This window comes from Azospirillum sp. UENF 112521 (assembly GCF_058780665.1).
In genome coordinates this window covers 601,877-614,489 of sequence record NZ_JBSNCI010000005.1, presented here as the reverse complement: position 1 = coordinate 614,489, position 12,613 = coordinate 601,877, and the positions used below count along the sequence as shown (strand labels likewise).

The 12,613-nt window shown below is 71.1% G+C and carries 11 protein-coding genes; 5 read left to right on the top strand and 6 right to left on the bottom strand.

Going from position 1 to position 12,613, the window contains the following annotated elements; genetic code table 11:
- Window positions 1–30 precede the first annotated feature (30 nt).
- Entirely contained in the window at window positions 31–792 is a 762-nt protein-coding gene (locus ACWPN8_RS27675) for a LamB/YcsF family protein (protein ID WP_492243088.1), read from the top strand.
- A gap of 208 nt (window positions 793–1,000) precedes the next feature.
- Complete coding sequence (locus ACWPN8_RS27670) at window positions 1,001–1,765, top strand: porin (protein ID WP_492243087.1); 765 nt, start codon at window positions 1,001–1,003, stop codon at window positions 1,763–1,765.
- Between the two features lie 63 nt (window positions 1,766–1,828).
- Here the strand turns inward: ACWPN8_RS27670 and ACWPN8_RS27665 are convergent, their stop codons facing one another.
- The 5 genes from ACWPN8_RS27665 to ACWPN8_RS27645 all read right to left on the bottom strand — a co-directional run bounded on the left by ACWPN8_RS27665 (window position 1,829) and on the right by ACWPN8_RS27645 (window position 7,418).
- Window positions 1,829–2,500 carry a hypothetical protein gene (locus tag ACWPN8_RS27665; protein WP_492243086.1) on the bottom strand — a complete coding sequence of 224 codons (672 nt, stop codon included), beginning with the start codon at window positions 2,498–2,500 and terminating at the stop codon, window positions 1,829–1,831.
- 88 nt (window positions 2,501–2,588) lie between these two features.
- Window positions 2,589–3,731 (bottom strand): cysteine desulfurase family protein, encoded by a 1,143-nt coding sequence (locus tag ACWPN8_RS27660; protein ID WP_492243085.1) that lies wholly within the window; start codon window positions 3,729–3,731, stop codon window positions 2,589–2,591.
- A gap of 62 nt (window positions 3,732–3,793) precedes the next feature.
- Complete coding sequence (locus ACWPN8_RS27655) at window positions 3,794–4,273, bottom strand: PQQ-dependent sugar dehydrogenase (RefSeq protein ID WP_492243084.1); 480 nt, start codon at window positions 4,271–4,273, stop codon at window positions 3,794–3,796.
- A 1-nt stretch (window position 4,274) separates the two neighbouring features.
- Complete coding sequence (locus tag ACWPN8_RS27650; protein ID WP_492243083.1) at window positions 4,275–5,159, bottom strand: PQQ-dependent sugar dehydrogenase; 885 nt, start codon at window positions 5,157–5,159, stop codon at window positions 4,275–4,277.
- 81 nt (window positions 5,160–5,240) lie between these two features.
- Complete coding sequence (locus ACWPN8_RS27645) at window positions 5,241–7,418, bottom strand: O-linked N-acetylglucosamine transferase, SPINDLY family protein (RefSeq protein ID WP_492243082.1); 2,178 nt, start codon at window positions 7,416–7,418, stop codon at window positions 5,241–5,243.
- 150 nt (window positions 7,419–7,568) lie between these two features.
- Here ACWPN8_RS27645 and lptF point away from each other — a divergent pair, with 150 nt between their 5' ends.
- The 3 genes from lptF to ACWPN8_RS27630 all read left to right on the top strand — a co-directional run bounded on the left by lptF (window position 7,569) and on the right by ACWPN8_RS27630 (window position 10,394).
- Complete coding sequence (gene lptF, locus ACWPN8_RS27640; RefSeq protein WP_492243081.1) at window positions 7,569–8,747, top strand: LPS export ABC transporter permease LptF; 1,179 nt, start codon at window positions 7,569–7,571, stop codon at window positions 8,745–8,747.
- Complete coding sequence (locus ACWPN8_RS27635; RefSeq protein ID WP_492243080.1) at window positions 8,744–9,754, top strand: glycosyltransferase family 9 protein; 1,011 nt, start codon at window positions 8,744–8,746, stop codon at window positions 9,752–9,754. The genes lptF and ACWPN8_RS27635 overlap by 4 nt, the downstream gene beginning before the upstream one ends.
- Window positions 9,755–9,842: 88 nt before the next feature.
- On the top strand, window positions 9,843–10,394 hold the full coding sequence (locus tag ACWPN8_RS27630) for a flagellar biosynthesis regulator FlaF (protein WP_109095706.1): 552 nt from the start codon (window positions 9,843–9,845) through the stop codon (window positions 10,392–10,394).
- A gap of 81 nt (window positions 10,395–10,475) precedes the next feature.
- Here ACWPN8_RS27630 and ACWPN8_RS27625 read toward each other — a convergent pair whose 3' ends face one another.
- Window positions 10,476–12,521 carry an NAD(+) synthase gene (locus ACWPN8_RS27625; protein WP_492243079.1) on the bottom strand — a complete coding sequence of 682 codons (2,046 nt, stop codon included), beginning with the start codon at window positions 12,519–12,521 and terminating at the stop codon, window positions 10,476–10,478.
- Between the last annotated feature and the right edge of the window lie 92 nt (window positions 12,522–12,613).

The window sequence follows — 12,613 nt, the reverse complement described above, 5'->3', positions numbered from 1 at the left end:
CTTCCGACGATTGAACGAGCGAGAAACGCCATGCCGAGCATCGATCTGAACTGCGACATGGGGGAAGGGTACGGCGCCTGGACCATGGGCGACGACCGGGCGATGCTGGACATCGTCACCTCCGCCAACATCGCCTGCGGCTTCCATGCCGGCGATCCCACCATCATGGCCGACACCGCCCGGCTGGCGGGGGAGAAGGGGGTCCGCATCGGCGCCCATCCCGGTTTCGAAGACCGCTCCGGCTTCGGCCGCCGCGTCATGCGCGGCATCACGGCGACGGAGGTCGAACGGCTGGTCGCCTATCAGGTCGGCGCGCTCCAGGCCTGTGCCGCGCTGTCGGGCCGGCAGGTGACCCATGTGAAGCCGCACGGCGCCCTCTACAACATGGCGGCGGTGGAGCCGGATCTGGCCGGCGCCATCGCCCGCGCCGTCAAGGCGGTGGATCCCGCCCTGCTGTTCGTCGTCCCGCCGCTGAGTGCCATGGAGCGTGCCGGCCAGGATCTGGGCCTGCGCGTGGCGCGCGAGGCCTTCGCCGACCGCACCTATGAGGATGACGGCACCCTGACGCCGCGCACGGTGGCCGGATCGGTGATCCACGACCCGGAACTGGCGGCGGCCCGTGTGGTGCGGATGGTGCTGGACGGGGCGGTGGAGAGCCGCCACGGCACCCGGCTGCCCATCGTGGCCGACACCATCTGCGTGCATGGCGACACGCCGACCGCCGTCGCCATGGCGGCGACCGTCCGCCGCGCGCTGGAGGCGGCAGGGGTGACGGTGAGCGCGGTGGTCTAGCCACTGCTGCTTGCCAGGGCAGCCGTCCCGATCTGACGCTTCCCGCATGACGCGAGTCACTCGAACTTTTTGCATCGCAGCATGCAAAGAGCGGGTCACAGTTTTGTCAGAATTTTAGACGAACATCCCTCAAACCGGAAAGGATACATAGAGCCGTACCTACCAAACGGACAGTCGACCATCGGCCGAACAGCACAGGGCTTGTCAAATGAAACGAAACATTTCCATGCCTATTCTGGCGGCAATGGCGATTTTATCGGCAAGCGGCGCATCTGCGGATATCCTATACCAAAAGGGTAGTTTTTCAGATCAGCGCCATTTCTTGGCTGTCGATGTCTCGTGGGGGGAGCTGGAGATCGGGCAGGCCGACAGCGCCCGCAACCGGCTGGTCGGGGCGGCGGCCGTTCCGGCCTCCACCGGGGCCGGAAGCCGGACGGCGAAGCTCAGCTATTACACCCCGCCGCTGCGCGGCTTCGAGCTGGGCGCCAGCTACACCCCGATGCCGCGCGGTGCCGGCGACATGCCCGACCCGCGCGAGGCCATGCATCTGGTGGAGGCGGCGGTGCGCAAGACCGTCCTCATGGGCGGCATCAGCACCCGCTTTTCCGCCGGGACCAGCCGGGCGCGGGTGCGCAGCGACAGCCGTCGCCTGCCGCGCCAGTCCTGGATCGTCGGCACCCAGTTCGCATGGCAGAGCGTGACGCTCGACGGCGACCTGCGCCAGCAGCAGGAGTCCGACGGCGTGTCGGTGCGCAGCCTGAACGCGGCGCTGGCCTATGGGCGCGGCGACATGACCTTGTCCTTGCAGGCGCGGCGGACCTTGCCGGAGAATGGTGCCGCCAGCGGCCATTACCTCGCCGATCTGGCCTATCGCATCACGCCGCAGTGGCAGATGATGGCCGACACCAACATCGACACCGGGGCCGACTCCCTGGGTGCCGTGGTCAAGGTCGGCGCGCGTCTGGTGTTCTGAGCGCGACGGACGGGGCGGGGGAATGACGTCTCCATCCCCCCGCCGCAGCCGGTGGCGAACCGCTCAGTTCGCCGCGAAGCAATAGAGCAGCCCGGCGCCGCCGGTGCTCTTCAGCGCGTCCTGGCTGCAGCCGCCGCGCGAGGCGTGCGAGGAGTTCCAGGACTTCGCCGGCGGCTGCTCGTCCAGGCCCATGCGGTCATGGTGGCCGAGCATGGCCGCGCCCTCGGTGCCGCTCTTGGTCCAGTTGCCGCAGGTCATGTCCTGGCCGGCGGGGAAGGCGGTGCCGTCGGGCTGCGACCCGGTCAGGATGTCGTGCGTGTTGGGCTGGTCGCCGCGGCCGTTGATCGTTTCGCCCTTCTCGTTCAGCGCGGTCTGCTTGGTCAGGGCGTTGGTGCCGTGCAGCTCTTCGACCGAGCGGGCGACCATTTCGCCCTTGGCGTTCTGCCAGGGGCCCTTGCCGATGCGGTCCCGCGCGTTGACCGCCGGCTGGCCGTCGGCGGCCTGGGTGCTGAGATAGGCCCGCCATGTGCGGCTGCCGGCGCCCGCCGCCTGGGCCAGCTGCTGGCAATGCCCGTCGGCGCCGGCCAGCCCGCCGAGATCGGCGCCCTTGCCGGTGCCGGTGCTGGTGACGAAGAAGGTCATGGCGGACGGGCCGGCCTGCTGCGCCGACGCAACCGCCGGGATCGCCAGCAGGAAGGCGGCCGCCGCCGCGGTCCGGATGCTCGCACCGATCATGGTTTCTCTCCCTTTGCCGTTGTTATTGCCCGCCGGATCAGCCCTTGCCGGCGGAGCCAGTGGGAAGGAGACGCTCCGGCCCGGCGATTCATTCCCCCGGCTTCGCCGGATTCAGCATGGCGGACCCTATCGCGGCTGCCAGCCGGTCGGCCGCCTCGTCCACCTCCGCGATCGTGGTGCCACGGCCCAGCCCGAAGCGCAGGCTGGCATGGGCGTCCGCCGCAGACAGGCCGAGCGCCAGCAGGACATGCGACGGCTCGCCAGCGCCGCTGTGGCAGGCCGACCCGGTGGCGACGGCAAGCTCCGGCAGATCCAGCAGCAGGTCGGCGGCGTCGATGCCGGGGACGGTGACGTTCAGGCAGCCGGCCAGCCCATCCGCCGCCCCGTTGCGGCGGATGCCGGGCAGCCGGTCCCGCAGGCGCTGCCAAAGCCGGTCGCGCAGCGCGCCGATGCGGCTGTCGTCCTGCTCCCGCCGCGTCCGAGCCAGCCGGCAGGCGGCACCCAGCCCGACGCAGAGCGGCGTCGGCAGCGTTCCCGCCCGCAGGCCGCGCTGCTGTCCGCCGCCTGCCGAGGCCGGCACCGGCCGGAGGGGCGGCCGGACGATCAGCGCGCCGATGCCCATCGGCCCATACAGCTTGTGCCCCGACAGGCTGAGCCCATGCAGCCCGAGCGCCGCCATGTCGAGCGTGCGCGTGCCCAGCGCCTGCACGGCGTCGCTGTGCATCGTCGCGCCGTGCCGTGCGGCGACCGCGGCCAGCTCCGCCAGGGGCTGGACCGTCCCGACCTCGTTGTTGGCGGCCATCACCGACACCAGCGACGGGGTCGGCAGGCCGGCCAGGGCGCTGTCCAGGATGGCCGGATCGACCCGGCCGCTGCCGTCGACCGGCAGAACGGCCACTGGATGGCCGCGCCGCCGCAGTTCGGGCAGGCAGCCGAGGATGCTGGCATGCTCGACCGCCGAGACGACGCAGCCGCCGCCCGCCGGCACGCCGCCCAGCACCGCCAGCGCATTGGCCTCGGTGGCGCCGGAGGTGAAGACGACCTCGCCCGGCTGGGCGCCGACAAGCGTGGCGACTTCGCCCCGTGCCTGTTCGATGGCGTCGGCGGCGCGCCAGCCGGCCGGATGGGCGGCGTGCGGGTTGCCGGCCGCCTCAATCCGCATCCAGGGCAGCATCGCCTCCAGCACCTGCGGATCGAGTGGCGTCGAGGCCAGATGGTCGAGATAGATCATGGCGCAGTATCACGCCGATGCGAGAGGAAGGGGAGGGGGATAGCCGCCTCCCCTCCCTGCCTTCACTTCGCCGGCTGGTCCGGACGCTCCGCCGACTGTGCGGTTGCGGTGCCGCCGACGCGCCAGATCGCGTTGCCGACATCGTCGGCGACCAGCAGGGCGCCCTTGCTGTCCAGGATCACGCCGACCGGACGGCCCTGCGCCTTGCCGTCCTTGTCGAGGAAGCCGGTCAGCACGTCCACCGGCTCGCCCGCCGGCTTGCCGTTGCGGAACGGCACGAAGATCACCTTGTAGCCGCTGGCCGGGTCGCGGTTCCACGAGCCGTGCTGGCCGATGAAAACGCCCTCCTGCAGGTTCGGCGGCAGATCGCCCTGGCGGGAGAAGGTCAGGCCGAGCGAGGCGGTGTGCGGCCCCAGCGCATAGTCGGGCGGGATCGCCTTGGCGACGAGGTCGGGGCGCTGCGGCTCGACCCGCTGGTCGACATGCTGGCCGTAATAGCTGTAGGGCCAGCCATAGAAGGCGCCGTCCTTCACCGAGGTCATATCAGTCGGGGACGAGGTCGCTGCCGATCTCGTCGCGCTCGTTGACGGCGGTCCACAGGAGGCCGGAGGTCGGCTCCCAATCCATGCCGTTCGGGTTGCGCAGGCCGGACGCGAAGATGCGGTGCGCCCCGGTCTTCAGGTCGATCTCCCAGATGGCGGCGCGGCCCTGCTCCGCCTCCATCCCGTTCTCCCCGACATTGCTGTTGGAGCCGACCGTGGCATAGAGCTTGGTGCCGTCGCGGCTGGCGATGATGTTCTTCGTCCAATGGTGGTTGATCGGCCCGCCCGGCAGGTCGACGACCTTCACCGGCTTGGCGGTGATCCGGGTGTCGCCCTGCTTGTAGGGCACCTTCACCACCGCGTCGGTGTCGGCGATGTAGAGGTCGCCGCCGACCAGCGCCATGCCGAAGGGCGAATTCAGCCCTTCGATGAAAGGCTCGCGGACATCGGCCTTGCCGTCGCCGTCGCTGTCGCGCAGCAGGGTGATGCGGTTGGCGCTCGGCGTCTTGGCGCCGGCCTTGCCCATCACCAGACCCATCACCCAGCCCTTGATGCCCTTGCCATCCTCCGGCTTCGGCGGGGCGTTGGTCTCCGCCACCAATATGTCGCCGTTGGGCAGCGCCAGCATCCAGCGCGGATGGTCCAGCCCGGTGGCGAAGGCGGTGAGGCTCAACCCCTTGGCCGCGACCGGCTGCGCGCCCTGCGGCCAGCCGATGGCGTCGGCGATGTTGACCGTCGGGATCAGCGTGGATTTCGGCGCCGGCAGCGTCGGGTTAGGGCCGGTGCCGGCCGACACCGGCAGCGACGCCTGATCGCCGCATCCGGCGAGCGACAGGACGGCGACCGTCGCCGAAAGCATGAAGGCGAGCCGTGTGGTGCTGTGCATGCGCCGAAATCCCGCGTCTGTGGGCCTGAGGGGGTACCCACGTTCAACGCCGGTGCATTCGGGTTGGTTCCGCCACAGCCCTCAATGCGGCAGGGCCAGGGCCCGCAGGTCCGCTGCCAGGGCGGCAGCCAGCGTCCCGCCGTCGCACAACGGCCCGGCGGCCATGCGGGTCCGCAAAGTGCGGCGCAGCTCCGCCAGCCTCTGCCGGTCCGCGGCCCAGGCGACGGCGCGCTCGACGTAATCGGCCGGATCGGCGGCGATGCAGCCCTCCACGCCGGCCACCGACAGGAAGGCCAGCGAATGGCGGCTGGAGAAAGTCTCGCCCGGCAGGGTGACGACCGGCACCCCCATCCACAGCGTCTCCAGCGTCGTGGTGCTGCCGGAGAAGGGGAAGGGGTCGAGCGCCACATCGACCGACGCGCAATGGCGCATATGATCCAGGCTGCCGGTGGCACCCACCATCGTCACCCGGCCGGGATCGATGCCGGCGGCGGCCAGCCGGCCGCGCCACAGCGCGGCGGTGTCGGGGCAGGACAGCGCCTTGGTCTTCATCAGCAGGCGCGAGTCCGGCACCCGGCGCAGGATTTCCGCCCAGGCCGCCAGCACGCCGTCGTTCAGCTTGGTCAGGATGTTGAAGCTGCCGAAGGTGACCGGCCCGCCCGACAGGCAGGGCGGCGGCGTCAGCGGCAGTTCGTCGTCGCTGCCGGGCGGGTCGTAGGCGATGAAGGCGTCGGGCATGCGCAGCACACGCTCGGCATAGAAGGCCTCCATCCCGTCGGGCACATGGTGGCGGTCGGCGACCAGCGCATCCATCGCCGCCAGCCCGGTCGTCGCCATATAGCCCGACCACGCCACCTGCACCGGTGCCGGCTTGCGGGCGAAGACGCCGGGACGGCCGCGGGCATTGTGGCCGGCGAGGTCGATCAGCACATCGGGCCGGTCGTGGCGAATCCGCGCCGCCAGCTCCGCATCCGTCAGGCCGGCGACCGGGGTCCACTGCGCCGCCGCCCGGCGGAAGCGGTCGGTCACGTCGTCGGATTCGCTCTGGTTGGCGTAGAGCAGCAGGCGGATGTCGTGGCCGGGCAGCGCCTCCACCGTGCGGAGGGCGAACAGGCCGGCGGGGTGGCGGCGGAAGTCGCCGGACAGGATGGCGACGGTCAGCGGCCCCTTGCGTGTGCCGGGGCGCGCGCCGGCCTTGCCCGGCTTCACCCAGCGCCCGCGGTGGGGGGCACCATGGACCCGGTCCCAGTCGCGATGCGCCTCCAGCACCGCCGCCGCCGTCACCCCCGGCCGGAACAGCAGCAGATAGGCGAGGTTGGAGCGCACATCGGCCAACGTCGGATCGAGCACCAGCGCCCGCCGGTTCCCGGCCTCCGCCGCGTCGAGCAGCCCCTGGCCCTGGCGGACAAGGGCGAGGTTGGCCAGCGCCTGGGCCAGCGCCGGTTCCCAGGCCAGCGCCGTCCGGTAGGCGGCGGCGGCGGCGCCCAGCCGGTCGGCGCGATGGCGCACCTCGCCCAGCCGAAGCAGGCAGTCGGCCAGATCCGGCCGGGCGGCCACGGCATGGCGGGCCGCAAGCTCGGCGCCGTCGCGGTCGCCCAGCGCCAGCCGGGCCGCGGCGAGGTTGGACAAAGCAGGAGCGTGATCGGGGCGCAGCGCCAGGGCGCGGACCAGTTCAGCCGCCGCCTCCCGCGGGCGCTCCAGCGCCAGCAGCAGGGCGCCGCGGTTGGCATGCGCCTCGACGAAGGTCGGTTCGTCGGCGAGCGCGGCACGGTAGGCATCGTCGGCGTCCGCCCGCCGGCCTAGTGCGGCCAGCACATTGCCCAGGTTGAAGCGGGCGCGGGCATAGCCTGGACGGCGCGCCGCCGCCTGCCGGAAGGCGGTCGCCGCCTCCTCCAGCCGGCCCTGAGCCTCCAGCGCGTTGCCGAGATTGTAGAGCGCCTGGGCGAACTCCGGCCGCAGGCGGACCGCCTGCCGGTGGGCGGCCACCGCTTCCTCCAGCCGTCCCAGCGATTTCAGCGCACTGCCGAGATTGTCGTGATAGTCGGCGACCCGGTGATTGTGCTGGATGGCGCCGCGGATCAGGGTGACGGCGCGGTCGGGCTGGCCGGATTGCAGATGGACGACGCCCAGCAGGTGGGCGGCGTCGGCATGGCCGGGCAGGGCGTCCAGGACAGCGTGATAGAGCGCCGCCGCTTCGCCGAGCCGGCCGGACTGATGATGCGCCACCGCGGCAGCCATCGCTTCCTGGATCGTCGCCATGACGACCGTCATACCGGCTGGCGCGGGCGGGCGCCAGCGCTTTCCCGGTCCGAGGGGGCACCCGTGTCGGGGCGCGCGGTTTTCAACACTTGACCCGGCGGGCCGGGGCGGTCAGCTTGCCGGCCGTATACAGCCCCCGGCCGATCCCCGATGAACCGACTGCAACGGTACCTGTTCCGCAACCTGCTGATCGCCACGCTCTATTCGACGGCCGGCCTGACGCTGACCATCTGGCTCAGCCAGTCCCTGCGCCTGATCGAGATCGTGGTCAGCGCCGGCGCGCCGATGGGCATGTTCCTGTGGCTGCTGCTGCTGACCGTGCCGACCTTCCTCGGCATCGTGCTGCCGCTGGCGCTGGTCGGGGCCATCCTGTTCACCTACAACAAGATGGCGACGGACAGCGAGCTGGTGGTGATGCGCGCGGCCGGCGTCGGCCCCTTCTCGCTGTCGACCCCGGCGCTGGCGCTGGCGGTGGGGGTGATGGCCGTCGTCTTCACCCTGAACATCTGGATCACCCCGGCCGCCCACCGCGAGCTGGTGCGGATGGAATACACCGTGCGCAGCGACTATTCGCAGCTGTTCCTGCGCGAGGGCGTGTTCAACGAGGTCGGCGACCGCTTCAGCGTCTTCCTGCGCGACCGCGATTCCGACGGCAACCTGCACAAGGTGCTGATCCATGACGGGCGCCAGCCGGACAAGCCGGTGACGATCATGGGCGACCGCGCGGTGATGCAGACCGGCCCCGACGGCACGCGCTTCGTCGTCTATGACGGCAACCGGCAGGAGCTGGACCGCAAGACCAACCGGCTGTCGCAGCTGTTCTTCGACCGCTATGCCGTCGACCTGAAGGCGGTGGCGCCGCAGGCGGCGGACCGCTGGCCCGACGCGCGCGAGCGCACGACGGCGGAGCTGATGGACGGCAACGTCCCCGCCCAGGACGACCGCATGCGCCGCGGCCTGATCGCCGAGCTGCACCACCGCTTCTCCTCGCCGCTGCTGGCCCTGACCTATGCGCTGGTGGCGCTGTCGGCGCTGCTGTCGGGGGAATTCAACCGGCGCGGCCAGTCTTCCCGCGTCACCATCGCCGTGCTGGCGGTGATGGGGTTGCAGGCGGGCGCGCTGGGTCTGACCAGCCTTGCCGGCAAGGCGACCGTCTTCGTGCCGCTGATGTACGCCATGCCGCTGGCGATGCTGCTGCCGCCGCTCTGGGTGATGTCGCGCGGCCTCAGCCTGCGTCCGGGACGCCGGCAGGGCGCGCCCGATGCCGACCCCCATGCCGGTCCTGATGCCGGCCCCGATGCCGGCCGGGCCGGGTCGTCGGCGTCATGAGCCGAATCCTCTTCATCACCTCCAACCGTCTGGGCGACGCGGTGCTGTCGACCGGGCTGCTCGGCCACCTGACCGACGCCTATCCGGCGGCACGGCTGACCGTCGCCTGCGGGCCGCTGCCGGCGCCGCTGTTCCGGTCGGTGCCGGGGCTGGAGCGGCTGATCCCGCTGGCGAAGCGCTCCTATGCGCGGCACTGGCTGCGGCTGTGGCTGGACTGCGTCGGCACGCGCTGGGATCTGGTGGTGGACTTGCGCAATTCGGCGGTCGGGCGGCTGGTGCCGGCGCGGCGCCGTGTCTTCCACGCCAAAGCGGCGCGCCCGATGCACAAGGTGGAGGAAAATGCCGCCGTGCTGGGCCTGTCGCCGCCGCCGGCCCCGCGCCTGTGGATCGACGCGGAGGCGAGGCGGCAGGCCGATGCCCTGATCCCCGCCGGGACCGGGCCGGTCCTCGCCATCGGGCCGACGGCGAACTGGCTGGGCAAGGAATGGCCGGCGGAGCGCTTCGCCCGGCTGGCCCTGTGCCTGACCGGGGAGGGCGGTCCGCTGGCCGGCGCCCGGGTGGCGGTGCTGGCAGCCGGGCCGGAGCGGGAACGGGCGCAGCCGGTGCTGGCGGCGCTGGGGCCGCGGGCCATCGACCTGACCGGCCGCACCGACCCGATGGCCGCCGCCGCCTGCCTGGAGCGGGCGGCGCTCTATGTCGGCAACGACAGCGGGCTGATGCACATCGCCGCGGCGGCGGGCGTGCCGACGGTCGGGCTGTTCGGTCCCGGCTATCCCGCCATCTACGGCCCCTGGGGGCCGCGCGGCCGGGTGGTGGTCAGCAGCGTCCCGCAGCCGGAATTGCTGGCCTGCGTCACCGCCGACCCCAACGCCCGCGGGCTGATGGACGGCATCGACGAGGACCGGGTGGCGGAGACGGCGGCCTCACTCCTCTCCGAAACGCATAGAACTTGTGACCAGTTTGCGTCAGGGTCCTCCGCGCCGGCCGAACTACCCCCGTTGCGTTGACAAAGCCGGTCGGATAACCGACACTTCCGGGACGAAGCAAAGGGGCAGGTCCGCCCCCACCGGATGGGTTTTCCCCCGAGGGTTTGGAATGAAGCCGACTCCCACCTACGCCAACAAGCCGACCTCGGACAATCCGCGCGACGTCGAGGCTTGGGCCCTGGCGGAAGCGGCGCGCCGTATCATCGCCGCCAGCCATGCCAAGGACGAAAAGGCCTACCGCGAGGCTCTTCAGCTGAATCAGCGCCTGTGGACGATCTTCCAGGCGGCGATCACGGAGGAGGATTGCGGCCATCCGCCGGAGGTCCGCACCAACATCGCAGCATTGTCGCTGCTGGTCGACCGCGAGACCACCAACCGTCTGATCGACCTGGATTTCGGCAAGATCGACACGCTGGTCAACATCAACCGCAACGTCGCCAGCGGCCTGACCGCCCAGGGCCAGTTCATCGCCGCCCAGCAGGCCACCCAGCCGCATCCGGGCACGCCGCAGGCGGCAGCTCCGCAAGCGCCCCAGGCCCCGCAGGCCGCGCCGGCGCCGGGACAGCCGCCGGCCGGCATGCGCCCCGCCGTGCCGCCGCGCCCGATGACCGCCCCGGACGCCGCCCCGGTCAACCGCGAGTCCCTGCGCATCTCGATCTGACCGCCATCGCGGACGATCAGGAATCGCCACCGACAGGAGAAAGGCCGGCGCTCCGATGGGGCGCCGGCCTTTTTTGTCCGCTCACTCCGCCGGAACCTCGCGGTCCAGCTCCTCCAGCCAGATGCGGGCGTTGCCATCCGACGGGGCGCGCCAGTCGCCGCGCGGCGACAGCGAGCCGCCGGCGGTCACCTTCGGGCCGTTCGGCATGGCCGAGCGCTTGAACTGGCTGAACCCGAAGAAACGGCGCAGGAACACCCGCAGCCAGTCGCGGATTTCGGCCGGGCTGTAGGCGCGGCGCTTCTCCAGCGGATAGCCCTCCGGCCAGTCGCCCTTTTCGGCATCGGACCAAGCATGGCGGGCCAGGAAGGCGATCTTCGACGGGCGGAAGCCGTAGCGCAGCACGTAGAACAGGGTGAAATCCTGCAGATCGTACGGTCCGATCACGGATTCGGAGCTCTGCAGCGCCTTGTCGGAACCGGCCGGCACCAGCTCCGGCGAGATCTCCGTCTTCAGGATGGCGTCCAGCGTCGCCGAGACCTCCTGCTGGAACTGGCCGGTGCGGCCGACCCAGCGGATCAGGTGCTGGATCAGCGTCTTCGGCACGCCGGCATTGACGTTGTAATGGGACATCTGGTCGCCGACGCCATAGGTGCACCAGCCCAGCGCCAGCTCCGACAGGTCGCCGGTGCCGAGCACGATGCCGTTGTGCTGGTTGGCGAGGCGGAACAGGTAATCGGTGCGCAGGCCGGCCTGCACATTCTCGAAGGTGATGTCGTACACCGCCTCGCCGTGGGCGTAGGGGTGGTCCATATCCTTGAGCATCTGGTTGGCGGCCGGCCGGATGTCGAGTTCCCTGGCCGTCACCCCCAGCGCCGTCATCAGTTTCCAGGCGTTGGACTTGGTGCCCTCGCTGGTGCCGAATCCCGGCATGGTGTAGCCGAGGATGCCGGTGCGCGGCAGGCCGAGCCGGTCCATGGCACGGGCGGCGACGATCAGGGCATGGGTGCTGTCCAGCCCGCCCGACACGCCGATCACCACCGTCCTGATCCCGGTGGCGCGCAGCCGCTGCACAAGGCCGGCGACCTGGATGTTGTAGGCCTCGTAGCAGTCCTGTTCCAGCCGTTCGGCGGCGGCGGGAACGAAGGGCAGGCGCGGCACCACGCGCAGCAGCCCCACATCGGTCTCCGGCGCGTCGAGCCGGAAGGCGACGGTGCGGAAGCCGCCGGTGGCGCCGGGGTACAGGCGTCGGTTGTCGTCGAAGGTGCCCTGGCGCAGCCGTTCCTGCCGCAGCAGGTCGAGATCGACGTCGGCCACCGCCATCTGGGAGCCGTCGGGGAAGCGGTCGGTTTCCGCCAGCTTCTCGCCATTCTCGAAGATCGAGGTCTGGCCGTCCCAGGCGAGGTCGGTGGTCGATTCCCCCGTCCCGGCCGAGGAATAGAGATAGGCCGCTAGGCAGCGCGCCGACTGCGACTTCGCCAGCAGCCGGCGGGTGTCCGACTTGCCGATGGTGATGTTGCTGGCCGACAGGTTGGCGAGGACCGTCGCGCCGGCCAGCGCCGCCATGGTGCTGGGCGGGGCCGGAACCCACAGGTCCTCGCAGATCTCGGCATGGACGACCAGACCGGGCTGGTCCTCGGCGGAGAACAGCAGGTCGGGGCCGAAGGGAGCGGTCAGGTCGCCGATGCGGATGGTCCCGCCTTCGGTGCCGGCGCCCGACGCGAACTGGCGGCGTTCGTAGAATTCCCGGTAGTTCGGCAGATGCTGCTTCGGCACCACGCCCAGCAGCTCGCCGCGGTGGATCGCCACCGCCGTGTTGTAGAGCCGCCCGTCATACAGCAGCGGCGCCCCCACCAGCAGCAGCGGCATCAGCCCGGCCGACGCCTGCACCAGATCGAGGATCGCCTGCTCCACCGCGTCGATCAGCGGGTCCTGCATCAGCAGATCGTCGATGGCGTAGCCGGACAGCGCGAGTTCGGGGAACAGCGCCACCGCCACCGACTTTTCGTGACAGGCGCGCGCCGCCTCCAGCACCGCCGCGGCATTGGCCGTCGGGTCGGCGGGGGTGCTGCGCGTGGTGCAGGCGGCCACCCGCGCGAAGCCGTGGCGATAGATCGAGGTGAAACTCATGACCCGTTCCCGCTGCCTTGCATGCCATTGACGCCCCAGGATGCGACGCCCCGGGGCAGCAAACATAGCAGGAATTTCGCGCGCGTCAGGTC

Bases quoted from the DNA above. Each gene is read 5' to 3' on its own strand.
- ACWPN8_RS27635 (WP_492243080.1), top strand. From the start codon at position 8,744: ATGAGCCGAATCCTCTTCATCACCTCCAACCGTCTGGGCGACGCGGTG.
- ACWPN8_RS27630 (WP_109095706.1), top strand. From the start codon at position 9,843: ATGAAGCCGACTCCCACCTACGCCAACAAGCCGACCTCGGACAATCCG.
- ACWPN8_RS27660 (WP_492243085.1), bottom strand. From the start codon at position 3,731: ATGATCTATCTCGACCATCTGGCCTCGACGCCACTCGATCCGCAGGTG.
- ACWPN8_RS27650 (WP_492243083.1), bottom strand. From the start codon at position 5,159: ATGCACAGCACCACACGGCTCGCCTTCATGCTTTCGGCGACGGTCGCC.
- lptF (WP_492243081.1), top strand. From the start codon at position 7,569: ATGAACCGACTGCAACGGTACCTGTTCCGCAACCTGCTGATCGCCACG.
- ACWPN8_RS27670 (WP_492243087.1), top strand. From the start codon at position 1,001: ATGAAACGAAACATTTCCATGCCTATTCTGGCGGCAATGGCGATTTTA.
- ACWPN8_RS27625 (WP_492243079.1), bottom strand. From the start codon at position 12,521: ATGAGTTTCACCTCGATCTATCGCCACGGCTTCGCGCGGGTGGCCGCC.
- ACWPN8_RS27645 (WP_492243082.1), bottom strand. From the start codon at position 7,418: ATGGCGACGATCCAGGAAGCGATGGCTGCCGCGGTGGCGCATCATCAG.
- ACWPN8_RS27655 (WP_492243084.1), bottom strand. From the start codon at position 4,273: ATGACCTCGGTGAAGGACGGCGCCTTCTATGGCTGGCCCTACAGCTAT.
- ACWPN8_RS27665 (WP_492243086.1), bottom strand. From the start codon at position 2,500: ATGATCGGTGCGAGCATCCGGACCGCGGCGGCGGCCGCCTTCCTGCTG.
- ACWPN8_RS27675 (WP_492243088.1), top strand. From the start codon at position 31: ATGCCGAGCATCGATCTGAACTGCGACATGGGGGAAGGGTACGGCGCC.